The organism is Streptomyces tritici (genome assembly GCF_048500665.1).
In the GTDB taxonomy this organism is placed as follows: domain Bacteria; phylum Actinomycetota; class Actinomycetes; order Streptomycetales; family Streptomycetaceae; genus Streptomyces; species Streptomyces tritici.
Map to the genome: position 1 here is coordinate 3513754 of NZ_CP183183.1, position 20397 is coordinate 3534150.

Consider the following 20397-nt stretch of genomic DNA (forward strand, 5'->3'; position numbering starts at 1 on the left):
CCGCCCGCCCGTGGCCCGCCCGCCCCCTCAGCCCCGCTCGGCCTGCAGTCGGGCCACGTACGCGGCGGCCTGGGAGCGGCGCTCCATGCCCAGCTTGGACAGCAGGCTGGAGACGTAGTTCTTGATGGTCTTCTCGGCGAGGTGCAGCCGCTCGCCGATGGCCCGGTTCGTCAGCCCCTCGCCGATCAGGTCGAGGATCCGCCGCTCCTGGTCGGTCAGGCCGGCCAGCTTGTCGTCGCGCTTCGCGCCGCCGTCGCGCAGCCGCTCCAGGACCCGGGCGGTGGCCACCGGGTCGAGCAGCGACTTGCCGGCCGCGACCTCCCGGACCGCCGTGAGCAGCTCGCTGCCGCGGATGGCCTTGAGGACGTACCCGGAGGCACCGGCCATGATCGCGTCGAAGAGGGCCTCGTCGTCGGCGTACGAGGTGAGCATCAGACATTTGACGGACTCGTCCCGCGAGCGGACCTCGCGGCAGACCTCCACGCCGCTGCCGTCCGGCAGCCGCACGTCGAGCACGGCCACGTCGGGGCGCGTCGCAGGGATCCTGACCAGCGCGTCCTCGGCGGTACCGGCCTCGCCGACCACCTCGATGTCGGATTCCCCGGACAGCAGCTCGTGGACGCCGCGCCGGACGACTTCGTGGTCATCCAGCAGAAATACCGTGATTTTTCCTTCTTCGGGCACGGGCCCAGTCTCACATATTGGCTCTTCCCGCGCCCGGGGTGCGCGGGATAACGTGCCCGTGTTCCGGCGGCCTGCAAGGCTGTTACCAGTGATTTCTCGATTTACTTGGAAATCCAAGCAAAATCGCAGGTCAAATGGGGTTTCGCAGTAATGCGGGACTCTGGGTAACGTGCCTATGACAGGGCGCTCGCCGGGGCACCTGTCACGCCCGACCCCGGCCGCGTCGCACCCACCCCGTGCGCGGGCACGGATAAGGCGAGCCGCACTGGCCTTGCCCGGCGAACCCGGGGGCCGGACCGACGGAGGAGCACGCACGTGACCGTGGAAAGCACTGCCGCGCGCAAGACGACGCGACGCAGCAGCGGCACCAAGCGCACCACCAGCGCGAGCGCGAAGAAGGCTCAGGCCGAGCAGAACGCCGAGCCCGAGCTCGTTCAGCTGCTGACGCCCGAAGGGGAGCGCGTCCAGCACCCCGAGTACGACATCGACCTGAGCGCCGAGGAGCTGCGCGGGCTCTACCGGGACATGGTCCTGACCCGCCGCTTCGACGCCGAGGCCACCGCGCTGCAGCGGCAGGGCGAGCTGGGCCTGTGGGCCTCGCTGCTCGGCCAGGAGGCCGCGCAGATCGGCTCGGGCCGCGCCCTGCGCGACGACGACTACGTCTTCCCGACCTACCGCGAGCACGGTGTCGCCTGGTGCCGCGGGGTCGACCCCACGAACCTGCTGGGCATGTTCCGCGGCGTGAACAACGGCGGCTGGGACCCCAACAGCAACAACTTCCACCTGTACACGATCGTCCTCGGCTCGCAGACCCTGCACGCCACCGGCTACGCCATGGGCATCGCCAAGGACGGCGCGGACTCCGCCGTGCTCGCGTACTTCGGCGACGGCGCCTCCAGCCAGGGCGACGTCAACGAGTCGTTCGTGTTCTCCGCGGTCTACAACGCCCCGGTCGTGTTCTTCTGCCAGAACAACCAGTGGGCCATCTCCGAGCCCATCGAGCGGCAGACCCGCGTCCCGCTGTACCAGCGCGCCCGCGGCTTCGGCTTCCCCGGCGTTCGCGTGGACGGCAACGACGTCCTCGCCTGCCTGGCGGTCACCCGCTCGGCCCTGGAGCGCGCCCGCCGCGGCGAGGGCCCGACGTTCGTCGAGGCGTTCACCTACCGGATGGCGGCCCACACCACCTCCGACGACCCCACCCGCTACCGCCGGGACGCGGAGCGCGAGGCGTGGGAGGCGAAGGACCCGATCCAGCGCCTGAAGACGTACATGGTGAACGAGGGCCACGCCGACGCGGCCTTCTTCGAGGAGCTCGAGGCGGAGAGCGAGGCGCTCGGCAAGCACGTCCGCGAGGTCGTCCGCGCCATGCCCGTCCCGGAGCACATGGCGATCTTCGACAACGTGTACGCGGACGGGCACGCGCTCGTCGACGAGGAGCGCGCGCAGTTCGCCGCCTACCAGGCGTCCTTCGCGGGCGGAGAGGCCGAGTAATCATGGCTGTGCAGAAGCTTCCCCTCGCGAAGGCGCTCAACGAGTCGCTCCGCAAGGCCCTGGAGACCGACCCGAAGGTCGTCATCATGGGCCTGGACGTCGGCAAGCTCGGCGGTGTCTTCCGGATCACCGACGGCCTGCAGAAGGACTTCGGCGAGGACCGGGTCGTCGACACCCCGCTCGCCGAGTCCGGCATCGTCGGCACCGCCATCGGTCTCGCGCTGCGCGGCTACCGGCCGGTCGTGGAGATCCAGTTCGACGGCTTCGTCTTCCCGGCGTACGACCAGATCGTCACCCAGCTGGCCAAGATGCGGGCCCGCTCGCTCGGCACGGTCAAGATGCCGGTCGTCATCCGCATCCCGTACGGCGGCGGCATCGGCGCCGTCGAGCACCACTCCGAGTCCCCCGAGGCGCTCTTCGCGCACGTCGCGGGCCTCAAGGTCGTCACCCCGGCGACCCCCTCCGACGCGTACTGGATGCTCCAGCAGGCGATCCAGAGCGACGACCCGGTCATCTTCTTCGAGCCCAAGCGCCGCTACTGGGACAAGGGCGAGGTCGACACCGAGGCCATCCCCGGCGAGCTGCACAAGGCCCGCGTCGCCCGCGAGGGCACGGACCTCACCCTCGCCGCGTACGGCCCGATGGTGAAGACCTGCCTGGAGGCCGCCGCGGCCGCCGCCGAGGAGGGCAAGTCGGTCGAGGTCGTGGACCTGCGCTCGATCTCCCCGATCGACTTCGACACCATCCAGGCGTCGGTCGAGAAGACCGGCCGGCTGGTCGTCGTCCACGAGGCCCCGGTGTTCTTCGGCTCCGGCGCGGAGATCGCCGCCCGGATCACCGAGCGCTGCTTCTACCACCTGGAGGCCCCGGTCCTGCGGGTCGGCGGCTACCACGCGCCGTACCCGCCGGCGCGCCTGGAGGAGGAGTACCTGCCGGGCCTGGACCGGGTGCTCGACGCCGTCGACCGCTCGCTGGCGTACTGAGGAGAGCCCCCGTGACCATCCGCGAATTCAAGATGCCCGACGTGGGCGAGGGCCTCACCGAGGCCGAGATCCTCAAGTGGTACGTCCAGCCCGGTGACACGGTCACCGACGGCCAGGTCGTCTGCGAGGTCGAGACGGCGAAGGCGGCCGTCGAGCTGCCGATCCCGTTCGACGGCACCGTGCACGAGCTGCGCTTCCCCGAGGGCACCACGGTGGACGTCGGCGAGGTCATCATCTCGGTGAACGTCGGCGGCGCCGCGCCCGCCGAGGCCCCCGAGCAGGCCGCCGCGCCCGCCGAGCCGGTCCCGGCGCAGGCCCCCGCCGAGCCGGCCGCCGAGGCCGAGCCGGAGGGCCGCCAGCCGGTCCTCGTCGGCTACGGCGTCGCCGCCAGCTCCACCAAGCGCCGCGCGCGCAAGGACGCCGGTGTGCCCGCCCAGGCCGCCGCCGCGATCCAGGGCGAGCTGAACGGCCACGGCGGCGCGAACGGCCACGCCGCCGCCGGTACGGCCACCCTCGCGCGCCCGCTGGCCAAGCCGCCGGTGCGCAAGCTGGCGAAGGACCTCGGCGTCGACCTGGCCACGGTCGTCCCGACCGGCCCGGACGGCATCATCACCCGCGAGGACGTGCACAAGGCCGCCGCTCCGGCTGAGGCCCCCGCCGCCCCCGCGGTGGAGACCGCGGCGCCCGCCGCCCCGGCTCCGGCCCCCGTGGTCGCGGCGCCGGCCGTGGAGCCGGGTGCTCGGGAGACCCGGGTCCCGATCAAGGGCGTGCGCAAGGCGACGGCGGCGGCGATGGTCGGCTCGGCCTTCACCGCGCCGCACGTCACCGAGTTCATCACCTTCGACATCACGCGCACGATGAAGCTGGTCGACGAGCTCAAGGCCAACCCGGACATGGCCGGTCTGCGGGTCAACCCGCTGCTGCTCATCGCCAAGGCCGTCCTGGTCGCCATCAAGCGCAACCCGGAGGTCAACGCGGCCTGGGACGAGGCGAACCAGGAGATCGTGCTCAAGCACTACGTGAACCTGGGCATCGCCGCGGCCACCCCGCGGGGTCTGATCGTGCCGAACATCAAGGACGCGCAGGCCAAGACCCTGGCCGAGCTGTCCGGCTCCCTGAGCGAGCTGGTCGCCACGGCCCGCGAGGGCAAGACGACCCCGGCGGCCATGCAGGGCGGCACCTTCACCATCACCAACGTCGGCGTCTTCGGCGTCGACACCGGCACCCCGATCATCAACCCGGGCGAGTCCGCGATCCTCGCGGTCGGCGCGATCAGGCTCCAGCCCTGGGTCCACAAGGGGAAGGTGAAGCCGCGTCACGTCACGACGCTGGCGCTGTCCTTCGACCACCGCCTGATCGACGGCGAGCTCGGCTCCAAGTTCCTGGCCGACATCGCCGCCGTCCTGGAGCAGCCGAAGCGCCTGATGACCTGGGCGTGATGCCCGGCTCGCCACGTTTCACGTGAAACAGGCCCGTCCCTGAGACGGGCCTGTTCGTGAGAACAGGCCCAGTCGTGAGAACAGGCCCGTCCGTCATGCGGACGGGCCTGTTTGTTGAACACTGCTTGTATCTATGCTGTGCGCATGCCATCAGCGCCCGCCGGCCCCGTCAGGCGGCCACCCGCCGCCGACCGGGTCTACACGCATGTCAAACAGGCCGTGCTCGACCGCCGCTACGAGGGCGGGACCCTGCTCACCGAGGGCGAACTGGCCGAGGCCGTGGGGGTCTCCCGCACCCCCGTGCGCGAGGCGCTGCTGAAGCTGGAGATGGAGGGGCTGCTCAAGCTCTACCCCAAGAAAGGCGCCCTCGTGCTCGCGGTCTCCGCTCAGGAGATCCGCGACGTCGTCGAGACCCGGCTGCTCGTCGAGGAGTTCGCGGTCCGCCGCGCCGTCCCCGCCCCGCCCGCGCTGATCGCCCGGCTCAAGGAGCTCCTGGAGGAGCAGAAGCGGCGCGCCGAGGCCGGCGACCTCGCCGAGGTGGCCGTCACCGACCGCTGCTTCCACGCCGAGATCGTCCAGCACGCCGGCAACCAGATCCTCGCCCGCCTCTACGACCAGCTCCGGGACCGCCAGCTGCGGATGGGCGTGGCCGTCATGCAGTCCCACCCCGACCGCATCGCCAAGAACATCGCCGAGCACGCCGAGATCCTCGAACGGATCGAGGCCGAGGACGCCGAGGGCGCCGCCCAGTGCGTGCGCCGGCACCTGAGCTGGGTCAAGGTGCTGGTGCGGGGTGAGGACAGGTGAGCGGCTCCTCCGCCGCCCTGCCCGGCGACCCGCCCGGCGGCCGGCGCGCCGCCCTCGTCTGGGGCGTCGGCGTCGCGGTGTACTTCGTCGCCGTCATCTTCCGCACCTCGCTGGGCGTCGCCGGACTCGACGCCGCCGACCGCTTCGACGTCAACGCCTCCGCGCTGTCCACCTTCTCGATCCTGCAGCTGCTGGTCTACGCGGGCATGCAGATACCCGTCGGCCTCATGGTCGACCGGCTCGGCACCAAGAAGGTCCTCACGCTCGGCGTGGTCCTGTTCACCGCAGGGCAGCTCGGCTTCGCGCTCTCCCCCTCGTACGGGATGGCGCTCGCCGCCCGCGCGCTGCTCGGCTGCGGCGACGCGATGACCTTCATCAGCGTGCTGCGCCTCGGCTCCCGCTGGTTCCCCGCCCGCCGCGGCCCGCTGATCGCCCAGGTCGCCGCGCTCTTCGGGATGGCCGGCAACCTCGTCTCCACCATCGTGATCTCCCGGCTCCTGCACGGCCTGGGCTGGACGACCACCTTCGCCGGCAGCGCGATGGCCGGTGTGCTGGTGCTCGTGCTGCTCCTGCTCTTCCTGAAGGACCACCCCGAGGGACACGAGCCGGCCCCGGCCACGCACGCGGGCGCCGCCTTCGTCCGCCGGCAGATCGCCGAGTCCTGGCGCGAGCCGGGCACCCGGCTCGGCATGTGGGTGCACTTCACCACGCAGTTCCCCGCGATGGTCTTCCTGTTGCTGTGGGGGCTGCCGTTCCTCGTCGAGGACCAGGGGCTGTCCCGCGGCACCGCCGGCGAACTGCTCACCCTCGTCGTGCTGTCCAACATGGGCGTGGGCCTCGCGTACGGGCAGATCATCGCCCGGCACCACAGCGCCCGCGCCCCGCTCGCGCTCGGCACCGTCGCCGCGACCGCGCTGCTGTGGGGCGCCACGCTCCTGTACCCCGGCGACCGGGCCCCGATGTGGCTCCTGGTCACGCTGTGCGTGGTGCTCGGGGCCTGCGGGCCCGCGTCGATGATCGGCTTCGACTTCGCCCGCCCGGCCAACCCGCCCGAGCGTCAGGGCACCGCCTCCGGAATCGTCAACATGGGCGGTTTCGTCGCCTCGATGACGACGCTCCTGGCCGTGGGCGTCCTGCTCGACGCGACCGGCGACGACTACCGGATCGCGTTCGCGTCCGTGTTCGTGCTGCAGGCCCTGGGCCTCGTCCAGATCCTGCGGCTGCGCGGCCGGACCGCGCGCCGGGAACGCGAACGGCTGGTCGCCAGCCGCGTCGAGGCGGTGCACGTCCCGGTGTGACGCCGGCGTCCCTGGGGGACCCGAGGGCGGGGCGGAGTCCGCCCCGCCGTCACGGGGTGACCGCGAAGTTGTCCAGGATCGCCTGCGCCAGCGCCGCGTCGCCCTCGACCTTGATCCGGTCCGCGACCGCCGCCGGCCGCACCCGGCCGCAGGCCAGCCGCACGTACGTCTCCCAGTCCAGCGCGAGCGTGACCGCCGGCCCCAGCGACGGCGCGCCGTCCACCGAACCGCGGCCGTCCGCGTCCACCCGCACCGTCCGCAGGAACTCCACCGGACCGCTCACGTCGAACACGACCGCCGAACTCGTCGGCGCGCCCGCGTCCTTCGCGACCACCTTCGGCAGCGCCTCCAGGAGCACGTCGCGGGTCACCAGCGCGCCCGGCGAGTCCAGGTTGCCCGGCTGGTTCAGCGTGAGCCGCAGGTCCTGCTCGTGCACCCAGACGTCGAAGGCGCGCATCCGGTACGCCAGTTCCAGGGTCTGCTCCGCGCCGAGCGGGGCCCGCACCTTGTGGTCGGGCGAGCGGTTCTCGTTGCGCAGCTGACGGGCCCGGCGGATCAGCACGTACTCCAGCTCGGCCGTCATCTCCGGCGCGGTGTGGTGCCGGCGCACGTCGACCTGCATCTCCATGTAGCGCGCGAAGTCGCTGCGCACGTGGTAGAGATCGCGCGGCAGGCTGTGGATGGGCCGCGGGTCGCCGAGCATCTCGCACTCCATGCCGATGACATGGGACACGATGTCGCGCACCGACCAGCCCGGGCAGGGCGTCGCCCGGTTCCATTCGCCTTCCACGAGCGGCTGCACCAGCTCGGATATCGCTTCGATGGAGTGGGTCCAGGCGTCGGCGTAGGTCTGAAGGCTGGGATGGACGGTCACGGGACCCCTCGGCGGTTCTGCTGGTGCGCGGGCTGAAAACAAGTCGGCGTGGGAGGTTCGGACGCTAAGTTACGCTGCCCGAAGGCACCCCGGCAGTGCTTTCGTGTGACGATCGTAGGCCCGTGTTGACGGCTCGAATGCCAGGACGGTGGTAGTGTGCACGCCTCGCTGATCCAGATCGCAGTAGACCAGGACGAACCGGTCAAGACGCGCCGGGAGCGCGTGGCGGAGCTGGTACGGGCGGAACGGGACGCGGATCTCGTCGTCCTGCCGGAACTGTGGACCGTGGGCGCGTTCGCGTACGAGTCGTTCGCGGCGGAGGCGGAGCCGCTGGACGGCCCCACGCACGAGGCGATGGCCGCGGCGGCGCGCGACGCGGGCGTCTGGCTGCACGCCGGCTCGGTCGTGGAGGCGGCGGGCGACGACCTGTACAACACCTCGCTCGTCTACGGCCCCGACGGCACCCGCGCGGCCGCGTACCGCAAGATCCACCGCTTCGGCTTCGACCGGGGCGAGGCGGTCATGATGGCGGCCGGCGAGGAACTGGTGACCGTGCCGCTGCCCGGACTGACCCTGGGCGTCGCCACCTGCTACGACCTGCGGTTCCCCGAGCTGTTCCGGGGCCTGGTCGACGCGGGCGCGCAGGCGCTGGTCGTTCCCGCGGGCTGGCCGGCCCGCAGGCGGGCGCACTGGACGCTGCTCGCGCAGGCGCGGGCGGTGGAGAACCAGGCGTACGTGCTGGCCTGCGGCACCGCGGGCACCCACGCCGGCGTGGAGCAGGCCGGCCACTCGATCGTCGTCGATCCCTGGGGCGAGGTCCTCGCGGAGGCGGGCCCGGACGAGGAGGTCCTGCGGGTGGAGCTGGACCCGGAGAAGGTGACGGCCACCCGCGAGCAGTTCCCGGCCCTGAAGGACCGCGTCCTGGGCCTGCCCCGGCCGCCGCGGCACGGCTGACACGGGCCGCCTGACACCGGCCGCCTGACACGGGCCGCCTGACACGGGCCGCCGGTCACCGGACGCCCGAGCCGGGCCCTGGCACCGGCCGACGGTCACGCCGCGAGGGGCCGCTCGGGGCGGGCGGTCTCCGGCGCGTACGCGTGCCAGGCCGCGGCCAGGCGCCGGACGGCCTCCGACAGGACGTCGTCCGGCAGCAGGAAGTGCAGCCGCAGGCAGCGGGTGCTGCCGCCCAGGGCGTCCATCGTGGACCCCGGCAGCACCGCCACCCCGTGCCGCAGCGCCACCTGCGCGAAGGAGACCCCGTCGCCGTACGGGAGCCGCACCCACAGCGTCTGGCCGCCGGCCGTGGGGGCGGGCGTCCAGGACGGGAGCCGCCGCGCGAGCTCCGCCACGAGGTGGTCGTGGCCCGCGCGCATCGACCGCACCCGCTCCCGCAGCACCGGCCCGTACCCCGTCAGCAGCCGCACCGCCGCCAACTGCCCCGGCACGTCCGAACCGAGGTCGTGGATGGCCTTCAGGCGGGCCAGGCGCGCGACCGCCGGCGCCGGCCCGCGGATCCAGCCGATCCGCAGCCCGCCCCACACGGGTTTGCTGAGCGAACCCACGGAGAAGACCTCGCCGTACGCGCACAGCGTCGCCCACTCCTTCTGCGCCGCACCCGCCCCGGCGTCCCTCTGCGCCGCATCGGTCTCGAAACCCAGATCCGCGCGCGCCTCGTCGTCGACCAGCGGCACCCCCAGCGCGTTCGCCGCCTCCACGAGCCGCCGCCCGGCCAGCGGCGGCAGCACCGCGCCCGTCGGATTGTGGAAGCGGGAGATCACGTACGCCAGCGCCGGCCGGTGACGCTCCATCACCCGCACCGCCTCCGCCACGTCCACCCCGTCCGGCCCGACCGCCACCGGACGCGGCACCGCCGCCGCCTCCCGGAACAGGTCCAGCGCCCCCGAGTACGTCGGAGCCTCCACCAGCACCCCGTCCCCCGGCGCCAGCAGCAGCCGGGTCAGCAGCGAGAGCCCCTGCTGGGCGCCCGTGGTGACCAGGATCTGCCCCGGATCCGTCGGCACGCCCCGCCGCGCGTACCGCTCGGCCAGCGCCGCGCGCAGCGCCGGCAGGCCCGCCGGGTGGTAGCCCAGGTCGTCCTGCGGCAGCACCAGCGAGCGGTACGCCTCCGCCAGCGCGGGCGGCGGCGCGAGCGGAGCCGCGCAGCTCAGCAGGATCACGCCGTCCGACGGCTCCAGCAGGTTCAGGAACAGCGGGTTCGACGTCTCCCGCACCCGCGGCCCCGGCAGCAGCGCCGCCGCAGGAGCCACCCGCGTCCCGCTGCCCTGCCGCCGCACCACCCGCCCCTCCTGACGCAGCGTCTCGTACGCCGCGACCACCGTCGACCGCCCCACCGACAGCGCCGCGGCGAACCGCCGGTCCGGCGGCAGAGGGGCGTCGGGCGGCAGCAGCCCCTCGTCGATCAGCCGGCCCAGCCGCGCGGCCAGCAGCAGGTACAGCGGCCCGCGCCCGGCCGACCAGCGGCCGAGCCGCGTCACCAGGGCGTCGTCGTCAGAAAGGTTCACCGGCTCCATCGGCAGACCAATCTGCCGGTGATTGGCCCTGTGGGGCAAAGGGATTGAGCCGTTCACTGGAGGACATGACCGACCACAGCGCCCAGCCGGCCGATCCCTCCCGCCCCATCCGGCCCCTCCGCCCCGAGACCGTCGCCGTCCACCCGCCCGTCCCCGAGATCACCGGCAGCCGCCCCCTCGGCGTCCCGCTCCACCAGGGCCACGTCTTCGCCTTCGACAGCGCCGACGCCCTCGCCGAGGCCTTCGAGCGCACCGACACCTACCTCTACAGCCGCGTCGGCAACCCCACCGTCCACGCCCTGGAGCAGGCCGTCGCCCGCCTGGAGGGCGGCGCCGCCGCCCTCTCGTACGCCTCCGGCATGGGCGCGATCAGCGGCGTCCTGCTCACCCTGCTCGGCTCCGGGGCGCACGTCGTCGCCCAGACCTGCGTGTACGGCGGCACGTACGCCCTGCTCACCGACCTCGCCGCGCGCTGGGGCGTCGAGGTCACGTACGTCTCCGGCACCGACCCCGACGAGGTGCGGGCGGCCCTGCGCCCCGAGACCCGGCTGCTGTACCTGGAGACCATCGCCAACCCGACCGCCCGGGTCTCCGACCTCGCCGGCCTCGCCGCCGTCGCCGCCGAGGCCGGGGTGCCGACCGCCGTCGACAACACCTTCGCCTCCCCGCTGCTCTGCCGCCCCCTCGAACTCGGCGCGGACGTCGTCGTCCACTCGGCGACCAAGTACCTCGCCGGCCACGCCGACGTCCTCGGCGGGGTCGCCGTCTTCAAGGACGAGGAGCTGTACCACCGGGTCCGCCACGCCCGCGTCGAACAGGGCGCGATCACCGACCCGTTCGCCGCCTGGCTGACCCTGCGCGGGATGCAGACGCTGCCGCTGCGCATGGAGCGGCACTGCGCCAACGCCGCCGAACTGGCGCGCCGCCTGGAGGACCACCCCGCCGTGGCGGCCGTGCGTCACCCGTCGCTGCCGAGCCACCCCGACCACGCCGTCGCCGCCCGGCTGCTGCCGGCGGGCGGCGGCGGGGTGATCTCCTTCGACCTCGCCGGCGGCCGGGAGGCCGGGCGGACGCTGATGGAGGCGGTCCGGGTGGCCGCGCTGAGCGTCTCGCTCGGGGACGTGAAGACCCTGATCATGCACCCGGCCTCCACCTCCCACCGCCAGCTCGACGCCGCCGCGCTGGAGCGGGCGGGCATCGGGCCGGGCACGGTCCGGCTGTCGGTCGGCGTCGAGCACGTCGAGGACCTGTGGGCGGACCTGGAGCAGGCGCTGGAGCGGGCGGGGAAGGGCTAGACCTAGACCGGGGCCGAGGGCCGGGGCGAGCGACCGGGGCCGGGCCGGCCCCGACGGGCCCGGGCCGTGGCCGGACCGGGCTCGTCGGCGGGGGCGCGGGCTCAGTCCTCCCGTTCCCGTTCCGCCATGCGGATCACGCACACCGCGACGGCGATCATCAGCGCCGGGTCGGCGTCGTCCCGGACGACGTTCACCGCGTACGTGTCCCGCACCCGGAACCACTGGCGCGAGATGTGGGCGAGGAGTTCGCCGTCGTACTCGACGGTGAACTCCCGGTCCAGGATGCGTCCGCTGACGTCCAGTTCGGTGCCGTCGACGAGCGTGATCCGGTAGTGGTTGCGCAGCAGCGACAGCCGCTTGCGGCGGACGGTGGCGAGCACCTTCTCGTCCCGCTCGACCGTCATCGTGTCGCGCAGGCTGAACATCTTCTGCCGCAGCACGATCTGCACCCGCCCGGCCGGGTCCTTCAGCTCCAGGGTGTCGCGCAGCCGCAGCGCCTTGCCGTCGACGAGGAAGGCGTGCCGGCCCTGCTCGTCCTCGATCCAGTAGTCGTCGCCGATCGCGAAGATCTTGTCCCGCACGAGGTATTTCATGACCGTTCCAACGCGAAGTAGCGGATGAAGGGGTCGGCGGGGGCGCCGAACATACCCCCGAAGGGCGAGTCGAGCTGGTGGACCAGCAGCACCGTGAACGCGATGAAGCCGGCCAGGCCCATGACCATGAACACGTGGCCGCCGCTGCGGTTGACCCCGAAGAGGAACATGAACGCGAGCGTGAGCACGCCGCCGAGGAGCAGGCCCGTCCACAGCACCGGCGACAGGGTCTCCTGCGCCGCCGCCTCGCGGCCGCGCCGGGCGTCGTCGACGTAGCCGATCTGGGCCAGGACCTCCTGCGCGGCGATCTTCTGCGCGTCGGTGGCGGAGTCGTCGACCTCGCTGACGACACGGAGTCGGTCGAGCAGCGTCCAGCCCTCGTTCCGGAGCTCCTCGTGGGCGGCCATGCGCGGCCACTCGACGTCGACGACATGCGCGGCGTACGAGCGCGCCGTCGCGCGCACCGGCTCGCGCTGCGCCTCCGGGAGGGAGGCGGCGAGCAGGTACGTCTGGTGCAGGGCGCTGGCCTCGGCCTGGACGTGGTCGCCGGCGGCGGAGCGGTTCTCCCAGACGGACACCATGCACAGGCCGAGCACGAGGGCGTACAGGACGGAGACCATCATGGCGATGTACTCGGCCACGTCCTCGCGCTGCTCGGCCGCCTCCGAGACCGGCGCGAAGCGGTCCTTGAGCAGGACGACGGCGGCGGCGAGGAGTCCGACGGCGAGGACGATGCCGAGGGTTTCCAGCAGGTGGGGCATGGGTTCCGGCTCCGGGCGGGTCAGGGGCGGCGGGAGCCCAGCAGGGCGGCGGCGACGGCGGCGGGGATCAGGATCAGGAGGAGCGTCAGGGCCACGCCCATGTCGGCGAGTTCGGAGGAGCGCCGCCGGACCCGGGAGAGGAGCCCGCCCTCGTCGTCGCCCGCGACGGGCCGCTCGGGCGGGGTCTGCGCCTGCGACTGCGCGGGGGGCGGGGCGAGGGGCCGCGCGGCGGGCGGCACGGCGGCGGTGCCGGGGGGTACGGCTCCGGCGGCTCCGGGCGGTACGGCTCCGGCGGCACCAGGCGGTACGGCTCCGGCGGCCGCGCCCGCCACGGCCCCGGTCCCAGCGGCCGCGGCCCCCGCCCCGGCCTCTCCGGCGGCGGCTCCCGCACCGGCCGCCGCGGCTCCGGCCTCCCCGGCAGCGGCTCCGGCCCCGGCCCCGGCACCGGCAGCCGAACCCGCACCGGCCCCGGTACCGGCTGCCGCCCCGGCCGCCGCACCCGGCACGGCGAGCGGCCCCACGGGCCCGGCGGCGGGCACGGACGGGAGGAACAACGGCGGAGGCGGAGGAGCACCGGCCGAGGCCCCGGGAGCGGGCGCAGCGGCACCGGCCGCACCAGCCGGAACAGAAGCCGCAGCAGAGGGAGCAGAGGCAGCAGAAGGAGCAGGAGGCACAGGCGACACAGGTGAGGCGGGCGACGCGGGCGACACAGTCGGCGAAGGCGGCCGCACCGGCCCCCGGGCCACCGGCGGCGGCGTAGCCCCAGGCGCCGGCGTCGGCACGGCCGCCACCCTGAACCCCGCCGCCGCCCGCGCCACGAGCAGCGGCGCCGCGGCCCGCCGCCCGCCGGGCGCCACCGTGGCGAGGCGGTCGCCGCCGGTCGCCAGCCCCGTGCTCCGGTGGACCCCCGGCGGCCGCTGCACGGTGGCCGTGCACCGCACCGAGCCGCCCGGCGGCAGGACGGGCACGCCCCCGGCCCGCCCGGCGCCGCAGTCGATCCGGCCCGGCCGGAGGGCCGCGTCGGTGAGCCGTACGGCGTGCACGGCGCGGTTGCCGCGATTGGTCACCGTGTACGCGACGACGGCCGAGCGGGGCGGCCGCACCCGTACGGTCTCCGCGAGCGCCAGCGCGCCGCCCACGCCCTCGTACCCGGAGCGCGCGGCGGCCGTCAGCCGGCGCCGCAGCGACGGCACGTCGCCCGTCGCGGTCGCCGTCCCCGCGTACCGCCCGGGCCGCGCGGCGAACCGCGCCGTGCACTCCATCGCCGCCAGCGCGGCGAGCGTCCGCGAGGGACACCGCACGCGGCCGCCGGCCGAGGGATCGACGACCCGCACCCCGTACAGATGCGCCTCGCTCCGGTTCACGACCCGGTACCGCTTGACGACCGGACTCCCGACGCGCACCAGAGGCACCCCGCCCCGCCCGTTGACGGTGACCCCCAGCCGCAGCGCCCCGTCCCCCACCCCGCCGGCCACGGCGTCGCCGCCACCGGCCCCGGCGACGGGCACCACCCCCAGCAACAGCGCCGCCAGCAGCGGCCCCGCCACGCGTCGACCGTTCATGGCACCCCTCGGCGTTGATCCGATGATCACTCAGTCATGCTCACCAGCCCGCCGACACATGCCACCGTCAAGACACGCCCACCCCACCACCCGCCCGCCCTCTTTCACCCTCCCGAGGTCAATCCCCGACCCGAACCTTCCCCCGGGGCCCTGGCAAGCTTTAACCATGAACGATGCCGTCCCGGCGCCCACCCCCGCGCCCAAGCCCGCCCGTCGTGCCCGTGTCCGTGCCCCCGAGCTGATCGGCAAGGGCGGCTGGCTGAACACGGGCGGCGAGAGCCTGACGCTCTCCGACCTGCGCGGAAAGATCGTCGTCCTCGACTTCTGGACCTTCTGCTGCATCAACTGCCTGCACGTCCTCGACGAGCTGCGGGAGCTGGAGGAGAAGCATCGGGACACGCTGGTGATCGTCGGGGTGCATTCGCCGAAGTTCGTGCACGAGGCGGAGCACCAGGCCGTGGTGGACGCCGTGGAGCGGTACGAGGTGAAGCACCCCGTGCTGGACGATCCCGAGCTGGCGACGTGGAAGCAGTACGCCGTGCGGGCCTGGCCGACGCTGGTGGTGATCGACCCGGAGGGGTACGTCGTCGCGCAGCACGCCGGTGAGGGGCACGCCAACGCGATCCGGACGCTGGTGGAGGAGCTGGAGGCCGAGCACGAGGCGAAGGGGACGCTGCGGCGCGGGGACGGGCCGTACGTGGCGCCGGAGCCGGTCGCGACGGATCTGCGGTTCCCGGGGAAGGCCGTGCTGCTGCCGTCCGGGAACTTCCTGGTCTCCGACACCACCCGGCACCAGCTCGTCGAGCTGGCCGCCGACGGCGAGAGCGTCGTGCGGCGCATCGGGGACGGCGAGTTCCGCGAGCCGCAGGGGCTCGCGCTGCTGCCGGACGGCAAGGTCGTCGTCGCCGACACCGTGAATCACGCGCTGCGGACCTTCGACCCGCAGACCGGCGCCGTCGAGCTGATCGCCGGGACCGGGCGTCAGTGGTGGCAGGGGTCGCCCACCTCCGGGCCCGCCCTCGACGTCGACCTGTCGTCGCCGTGGGACGTGGCCTGGTGGCAGGGCAAGGTGTGGATCGCCATGGCCGGTGTCCACCAGCTGTGGACGTACGACCCCGCCACGCGGACCGTCGAGGTCGCCGCCGGCACGACCAACGAGGGCCTGGTCGACGGGCCCGCCGCCGAGGCGTGGTTCGCGCAGCCCTCCGGGCTCGCCGCCACCGAGGACCGGCTGTGGATCGCCGACTCCGAGACCAGCGCGCTGCGGTGGATCGACCCGGACGGGGTCGTGCACACCGCCGTCGGCACGGGCCTGTTCGACTTCGGGCACCGCGACGGCGCGGCCGGCCAGGCGCTGTTCCAGCACCCGCTGGGCGTGACCGCGCTGCCCGACGGCTCGGTGGCGGTCAGCGACACGTACAACCACGCCCTGCGCCGCTACGACCCGGCGACCGGCGAGGTCACCACGCTCGCCACCGATCTGCGCGAGCCCAGCGACGCGGTGCTGGTCGGCGACGAGATCGCGGTCGTGGAGTCCGCCCGGCACCGGCTGACCCGGCTGCGGCTGCCGGAGGAGGCCGTGCAGGTCGAGTCGGTGGCGCACCGCACCCAGCGCGAGGCGACCGAGGTGGCCCCGGGGCGGCTCCGGCTCGACGTGGTCTTCCAGGCGCCGACGGGCCAGAAGCTGGACGACCGGTACGGGCCGTCCACGCGGCTCCTGGTCTCCTCCACCCCGCCCGAGCTGCTGCTCTCCGGCGAGGGCACGGGCACGGACCTGTTCCGCGAGCTGGAACTGAACCCGGACGTCACCGAGGGCGTCCTGCACGTCTCCGCGATGGCCGCGTCCTGCGACGACGACCCGGCCAACGAGTACCCGGCCTGCCATGTCCACCAGCAGGACTGGGGTGTTCCGGTCCGGATCACCTCCGAGGGCGCCTCCCGGCTGCCGCTGATCCTCGCGGGGATGGACGCGGGCTGAGCCCGAGGACGCCGACGGCCCGCTCCGACCTCCGTCGGGCGGGCCGTCTCCGTGTCCGGGCTCAGCCCTCCAGGAAGGCCACCAGGGCGTTGGCCAGGAGGTACGGGTCGTCGGAGCCGCAGAGTTCGCGGGCGCTGTGCATGGACAGGCAGGCGACGCCGATGTCGACGGTGCTGATGCCGTGGCGGGCCGCGGTGATCGGGCCGATGGTGGTGCCGCAGGGCAGGTCGTTGTTGGAGACGAACGACTGCCACGGCACGCCCGCCCGCTCGCAGGCCGCGGCGAACACGGCGCGGCCGGTGCCGTCGGTGGCGTAGCGCTGGTTGACGTTGACCTTGAGGATCGGGCCGCCGTTGGGGCGGGGGTGGTGCGTGGGGTCGTGCCGTTCGCTGTAGTTGGGGTGGACGGCGTGGCCGACGTCGGAGGAGAGGCAGACCGAGCCGGCGAAGGCGCGGGCCTTGTCCTCGTAGCCGCCGCCGCGGGCGTAGACCGAACGTTCCAGCACGTTGCCGAGGAGCGGGCCGTGGGCGCCGGTGTCGGCCTCGGAGCCGTTCTCCTCGTGGTCGAAGGCGGCGAGGACCGGGATGTACGGGAGGTCCTCCCGGCCGGCGACGGCGGCGAGGGCGGCGGTGCAGGCGTGCACGGAGATGAGGTTGTCCATGCGCGGGCCGGCGAGCAGTTCGCGGTCGCGGCCGAGGTACGCGGGGGCTTCGGTGGCGGTGACCATGAGGTCCCAGCCGGCCACGTCCTCGGCGTCGACGCCGGCCTCCTCGGCGACGAAGGCGAGCAGGTCGCCGTCGTGGGCGTCGCCGAGGCCCCAGATGGGCTGCATGTGGCGCTGGCGCTCCAGCTTCATGCCCTCGTTGACCTGCCGGTCGAGGTGGATGGCGAGCTGCGGGACGCGCAGCAGCGGGCGGTCGACGTTCACCAGGTGGTGGCTGCCGTCCCGGAGGGTCAGCCGGCCGGCGAGGCCCAGGTCGCGGTCGAGCCAGCTGTTGAGCAGCGGTCCGCCGTAGATCTCGACGGCGACCTGCCGCCAGCCCTCCCGGCCCATGTCGGGGCGCGGCTTGACCCGCAGGTTGGGGGAGTCGGTGTGCGCGCCGACGATGCGGAAGGGCGTGTGGGGGGTGGCGCCCTCGGGCACGTACCAGGCGATGATCGCGCCGCCGCGGACGACGTACTTGCCGCCCTTGGTCCCGTCCCAGGCGGCGGTCTCCTCGACGCGGGCGAAGCCGGCCTTCTCCAGCCGCTCGGCGGCGTTCGCCACGGCGTGGTACGGCGACGGGGACGCCGCGAGGAAGGTCATGAGGTCATCGGTGTGCCCGCGGTCGAAGGGTGCCGTCGCCGGGCTGGAGGGTGCGCTACTCATGGCCTTCACCTTACGCAGGTCTCGACATGCGGACGGGGGCCGGGGAATCCGCGCCGGGACGGCCGGAACCGGCTGCCGCCCCGGAACCCGGAACCCCCTGCCGCCCCGGGAACACGGAACGGCCCGCCCCCCTCCCCGGGAGCGAGCCGTTCCAGCATGGTGGACGGGCGCGCCGCTTAGAACGCGGCCTCGTCGAGGTCCATCAGCGAGCCGTCGACCGCCTCGGCGAGCGCGCGCTCGGTGCTGACGCCCGGCAGGACGTTGGCGGCGAAGAACTTCGCGGCCGCGATCTTGCCCTGGTAGAAGGCGACGTCCTTGCCGGAGGCGCCGGCGGCCAGCTTCTCCGCGGCGACGGCGGCGCCCCTGAGGAGCAGGTAGCCGACGACGACGTCGCCGGAGGCCATCAGCAGGCGGGTGGTGTTGAGGCCGACCTTGTAGATGTTCTTGACGTCCTCGCCGGTGGCGGTGAGGTCGGTGAGCATCTTGCCGACGATGCCCTCGAGGTCGACGGCGGCCTTGGCGAGCGCGTCGCGGGCCGGGGCCAGGTCGTCGCCGCCGGTGCCGGCCGCGAGGAACTTCTTGATCTCCTCGGCGAGGGCGTTCAGGGACGCGCCCTGGTCGCGGACGATCTTGCGGAAGAAGAAGTCCTGGCCCTGGATGGCGGTGGTGCCCTCGTAGAGGGTGTCGATCTTGGCGTCCCGGATGTACTGCTCGATCGGGTACTCCTGCAGGAAGCCGGAGCCGCCGAAGGTCTGCAGCGACTGGGCGAGCTGCTCGTAGCCCTTCTCGGAGCCGTAGCCCTTGACGATCGGCAGCAGCAGGTCGTTCAGGCCGTGCAGGGCCTTCGCGTCCTCGCCGGCGGTCTCCTTGATCGCGATCTCGTCCTGCACGGCGGCCGTGTAGAGGACGAGGGAGCGCATGCCCTCGGCGTACGCCTTCTGCGTCATCAGCGAGCGGCGGACGTCGGGGTGGTGGGTGATGGTGACCTTCGGGGCGGCCTTGTCCATGAAGTTCGCCAGGTCGGTGCCCTGGACGCGCTCCTTGGCGTACTCCAGGGCGTTGAGGTAGCCCGTGGAGAGGGTGGAGATCGCCTTCGTGCCGACCATCATGCGGGCGAACTCGATGATGAGGAACATCTGGCGGATGCCGTCGTGCTTGTCGCCGATCAGCCAGCCCTTGGCGGGGTGCTTGTCGCCGAAGGTCATCTCGCACGTGTTGGACGCCTTGAGGCCCATCTTGTGCTCGACGTTGGTGGCGTAGACGCCGTTGCGGGCGCCGAGCTCGCCGGTCTCCCAGTCGAACTCGTACTTCGGGACGAGGAAGAGGGACAGGCCCTTGGTGCCGGGGCCGGCGCCCTCGGGGCGGGCGAGGACGTAGTGGAGGATGTTCTCCTCCATGTCGTGCTCACCGGAGGTGATGAAGCGCTTCACGCCCTCGATGTGCCAGGAGCCGTCCTCCTGCTGGATGGCCTTGGTGCGGCCGGCGCCGACGTCGGAGCCCGCGTCGGGCTCGGTGAGCACCATGGTGGAGCCCCAGCGCTTCTCGACGGCGATCTTGGCGACCTTCTTCTGCGCCTCGTTGCCCTCGGTGAAGAGGATGCCGGCGAAGGCCGGGCCGGAGGAGTACATCCAGACGGCCGGGTTCGAGCCGAGCAGCAGCTCCGCGTAGGCCCAGATCAGGGAGCGCGGGGAGACGGTGCCGCCGATCTCCTCGGGGATGCCCAGACGCCAGTACTCGGACTCCATGAAGGCGTTGTACGACTTCTTGAAGGACGCCGGGACCGGGGCCGTGTTGGTCTCCGGGTCGAAGACCGGCGGGTTGCGGTCGGCGTCGGCGAAGGACTCCGCGAGCTCGTTCTCGGCGAGGCGGCGGATCTCGTCGAGGATGCTCTTGGCGGTGTCGACGTCCATCTCCTCGAACGGACCGGTGCCGTACACCTTGTCGCGGCCGAGGACCTCGAAGAGGTTGAACTCGATGTCGCGGAGATTCGACTTGTAGTGCCCCATGGCGACGGCTCCGTAAGGCTCGGGGAGGGAGGTTCCTCGTACACGTACCGGCTAGTAGCAAAACGCTCTCTCCGATGATGCTACCCACCGGTAATAAGAGCAACCCCAAACCCGGACGGTGTGACGCAGTAGGCTCGCCCCCATGTACGGCTACGAGCAGAATCCGGGTGCCCAGCAGCAGTACGCGCCGCCTCCGCAAGCGCCGTACGACCCCCAGGGTCAGCCCGGCATGCAGCCCGGGATGCAGGCCGGCATGGCGGGCGGCGGGTACGCGCAGCAGCCGCCGCTGTACCCCGAGCCCTCGCCGCCGACGCTGGCCGACGCGGTTCGCGCCTTCACCACCGGATCGATGGCCGCGGAGGACTTCCAGCAGATCTTCGCGACGTCCAAGGTGTACTGCCCGCGCGGCGACACCCCCGGCTTCCTGGCGCTGCACAACACGCAGCAGCCGGTGATCCCCATGTTCACCTCGCTCAAGGAGCTGCGCCGGTACGCCGGCAAGGAGTCCAAGTACTTCGTGATCACCGGGGCCGAGGTGATCGACCTGCTGCCGACCGGCTACGGCTTCGTGCTCGACATGGAGGGCGACCACCGGATGGTCTTCGACGCGAAGGCCGTGGAGCAGATGGTGGACTTCGCGATGCGCCGGATGTACGGCTGACGCAGGCTGGAAGGCAAGGGAGAGCGCCCGGGAGGAATTCCTCCCGGGCGTTCCGCGTTCCGGGT

At 73.0% G+C, this 20397-nt stretch carries 17 protein-coding genes; 9 read left to right on the plus strand and 8 right to left on the minus strand.

Annotated features, from left to right (window positions below):
- Nucleotides 1–27: 27 nt before the first annotated feature.
- Nucleotides 28–684 (minus strand): response regulator, encoded by a 657-nt coding sequence (locus ACNJ93_RS16230; protein WP_418958120.1) that lies wholly within the window; start codon nt 682–684, stop codon nt 28–30.
- 315 nt (nt 685–999) lie between these two features.
- Between ACNJ93_RS16230 and pdhA the strand changes: the two genes are divergently transcribed.
- The 5 genes from pdhA (at nt 1000) to ACNJ93_RS16255 (ending at nt 6702) form a co-directional block, all read left to right on the plus strand.
- Complete coding sequence (gene pdhA, locus ACNJ93_RS16235; RefSeq protein WP_418958121.1) at nt 1000–2175, plus strand: pyruvate dehydrogenase (acetyl-transferring) E1 component subunit alpha; 1176 nt, start codon at nt 1000–1002, stop codon at nt 2173–2175.
- Nucleotides 2176–2177: 2 nt separating this feature from the next.
- Nucleotides 2178–3158, plus strand: coding sequence for an alpha-ketoacid dehydrogenase subunit beta (locus ACNJ93_RS16240; RefSeq protein WP_418958122.1), 981 nt, complete (start codon nt 2178–2180; stop codon nt 3156–3158).
- A gap of 32 nt (nt 3159–3190) precedes the next feature.
- Nucleotides 3191–4597 carry a dihydrolipoamide acetyltransferase family protein gene (locus ACNJ93_RS16245; protein WP_418961427.1) on the plus strand — a complete coding sequence of 469 codons (1407 nt, stop codon included), beginning with the start codon at nt 3191–3193 and terminating at the stop codon, nt 4595–4597.
- Between the two features lie 144 nt (nt 4598–4741).
- Nucleotides 4742–5404: a GntR family transcriptional regulator gene (locus ACNJ93_RS16250; RefSeq protein ID WP_418958123.1), complete on the plus strand. Its 663-nt coding sequence runs from the start codon at nt 4742–4744 to the stop codon at nt 5402–5404.
- The gene (locus ACNJ93_RS16255; RefSeq protein ID WP_418958124.1) at nt 5401–6702 is read left to right on the plus strand and encodes an MFS transporter; all 1302 of its coding nucleotides are present in this window, start codon (nt 5401–5403) and stop codon (nt 6700–6702) included. The genes ACNJ93_RS16250 and ACNJ93_RS16255 overlap by 4 nt, the downstream gene beginning before the upstream one ends.
- Nucleotides 6703–6751: 49 nt before the next feature.
- Here the strand turns inward: ACNJ93_RS16255 and ACNJ93_RS16260 are convergent, their stop codons facing one another.
- Nucleotides 6752–7576 carry a maleylpyruvate isomerase family mycothiol-dependent enzyme gene (locus ACNJ93_RS16260; protein ID WP_418958125.1) on the minus strand — a complete coding sequence of 275 codons (825 nt, stop codon included), beginning with the start codon at nt 7574–7576 and terminating at the stop codon, nt 6752–6754.
- Nucleotides 7577–7732: 156 nt separating this feature from the next.
- Between ACNJ93_RS16260 and ACNJ93_RS16265 the strand changes: the two genes are divergently transcribed.
- Entirely contained in the window at nt 7733–8530 is a 798-nt protein-coding gene (locus ACNJ93_RS16265; protein WP_418958126.1) for a carbon-nitrogen family hydrolase, read from the plus strand.
- A 95-nt stretch (nt 8531–8625) separates the two neighbouring features.
- Here ACNJ93_RS16265 and ACNJ93_RS16270 read toward each other — a convergent pair whose 3' ends face one another.
- Nucleotides 8626–10107 carry a PLP-dependent aminotransferase family protein gene (locus ACNJ93_RS16270; protein ID WP_418958127.1) on the minus strand — a complete coding sequence of 494 codons (1482 nt, stop codon included), beginning with the start codon at nt 10105–10107 and terminating at the stop codon, nt 8626–8628.
- A gap of 65 nt (nt 10108–10172) precedes the next feature.
- Between ACNJ93_RS16270 and ACNJ93_RS16275 the strand changes: the two genes are divergently transcribed.
- On the plus strand, nt 10173–11402 hold the full coding sequence (locus ACNJ93_RS16275; protein ID WP_418958128.1) for a trans-sulfuration enzyme family protein: 1230 nt from the start codon (nt 10173–10175) through the stop codon (nt 11400–11402).
- 101 nt (nt 11403–11503) lie between these two features.
- On the opposite strand, the gene ACNJ93_RS16280 is transcribed toward ACNJ93_RS16275, so the two are convergent.
- The 3 genes from ACNJ93_RS16280 to ACNJ93_RS16290 are packed head-to-tail and all read right to left on the minus strand — an operon-like array spanning nt 11504 to nt 14318.
- Entirely contained in the window at nt 11504–11995 is a 492-nt protein-coding gene (locus tag ACNJ93_RS16280) for an LURP-one-related/scramblase family protein (RefSeq protein WP_418958129.1), read from the minus strand.
- Nucleotides 11992–12756: a hypothetical protein gene (locus ACNJ93_RS16285; protein WP_418958130.1), complete on the minus strand. Its 765-nt coding sequence runs from the start codon at nt 12754–12756 to the stop codon at nt 11992–11994. Before ACNJ93_RS16285 ends, ACNJ93_RS16280 begins: the two co-directional genes overlap by 4 nt.
- A 20-nt stretch (nt 12757–12776) precedes the next feature.
- Nucleotides 12777–14318: a hypothetical protein gene (locus ACNJ93_RS16290; RefSeq protein WP_418958131.1), complete on the minus strand. Its 1542-nt coding sequence runs from the start codon at nt 14316–14318 to the stop codon at nt 12777–12779.
- A 166-nt stretch (nt 14319–14484) separates the two neighbouring features.
- Here ACNJ93_RS16290 and ACNJ93_RS16295 point away from each other — a divergent pair, with 166 nt between their 5' ends.
- Nucleotides 14485–16296: an NHL domain-containing thioredoxin family protein gene (locus ACNJ93_RS16295; RefSeq protein WP_418958132.1), complete on the plus strand. Its 1812-nt coding sequence runs from the start codon at nt 14485–14487 to the stop codon at nt 16294–16296.
- Nucleotides 16297–16357: 61 nt separating this feature from the next.
- On the opposite strand, the gene ACNJ93_RS16300 is transcribed toward ACNJ93_RS16295, so the two are convergent.
- Together ACNJ93_RS16300 and ACNJ93_RS16305 are read right to left on the minus strand one after the other, a co-directional pair.
- Entirely contained in the window at nt 16358–17665 is a 1308-nt protein-coding gene (locus ACNJ93_RS16300; RefSeq protein ID WP_418958133.1) for a M18 family aminopeptidase, read from the minus strand.
- A gap of 176 nt (nt 17666–17841) precedes the next feature.
- Nucleotides 17842–19671, minus strand: a complete 1830-nt coding sequence (locus ACNJ93_RS16305) for an acyl-CoA dehydrogenase (RefSeq protein WP_418958134.1) — start codon at nt 19669–19671, stop codon at nt 17842–17844.
- Between the two features lie 142 nt (nt 19672–19813).
- On the opposite strand from ACNJ93_RS16305, the gene ACNJ93_RS16310 reads away from it, so the two are divergent.
- A complete protein-coding gene (locus tag ACNJ93_RS16310; protein WP_418958135.1) occupies nt 19814–20332 on the plus strand; it encodes an SseB family protein in 519 nt (172 codons plus the stop codon).
- Nucleotides 20333–20397 lie beyond the last annotated feature (65 nt).

What these genes read in the sequence shown, in the direction of transcription:
- ACNJ93_RS16295 (WP_418958132.1), top strand. Translation starts at nt 14,485, where the DNA reads ATGAACGATGCCGTCCCGGCGCCCACCCCCGCGCCCAAGCCCGCCCGT.
- ACNJ93_RS16275 (WP_418958128.1), top strand. Translation starts at nt 10,173, where the DNA reads ATGACCGACCACAGCGCCCAGCCGGCCGATCCCTCCCGCCCCATCCGG.
- ACNJ93_RS16245 (WP_418961427.1), top strand. Translation starts at nt 3,191, where the DNA reads ATGCCCGACGTGGGCGAGGGCCTCACCGAGGCCGAGATCCTCAAGTGG.
- ACNJ93_RS16290 (WP_418958131.1), bottom strand. Translation starts at nt 14,318, where the DNA reads ATGAACGGTCGACGCGTGGCGGGGCCGCTGCTGGCGGCGCTGTTGCTG.
- ACNJ93_RS16310 (WP_418958135.1), top strand. Translation starts at nt 19,814, where the DNA reads ATGTACGGCTACGAGCAGAATCCGGGTGCCCAGCAGCAGTACGCGCCG.
- ACNJ93_RS16285 (WP_418958130.1), bottom strand. Translation starts at nt 12,756, where the DNA reads ATGCCCCACCTGCTGGAAACCCTCGGCATCGTCCTCGCCGTCGGACTC.
- ACNJ93_RS16305 (WP_418958134.1), bottom strand. Translation starts at nt 19,671, where the DNA reads ATGGGGCACTACAAGTCGAATCTCCGCGACATCGAGTTCAACCTCTTC.
- ACNJ93_RS16270 (WP_418958127.1), bottom strand. Translation starts at nt 10,107, where the DNA reads ATGGAGCCGGTGAACCTTTCTGACGACGACGCCCTGGTGACGCGGCTC.
- ACNJ93_RS16240 (WP_418958122.1), top strand. Translation starts at nt 2,178, where the DNA reads ATGGCTGTGCAGAAGCTTCCCCTCGCGAAGGCGCTCAACGAGTCGCTC.
- ACNJ93_RS16280 (WP_418958129.1), bottom strand. Translation starts at nt 11,995, where the DNA reads ATGAAATACCTCGTGCGGGACAAGATCTTCGCGATCGGCGACGACTAC.
- ACNJ93_RS16250 (WP_418958123.1), top strand. Translation starts at nt 4,742, where the DNA reads ATGCCATCAGCGCCCGCCGGCCCCGTCAGGCGGCCACCCGCCGCCGAC.
- ACNJ93_RS16300 (WP_418958133.1), bottom strand. Translation starts at nt 17,665, where the DNA reads ATGAGTAGCGCACCCTCCAGCCCGGCGACGGCACCCTTCGACCGCGGG.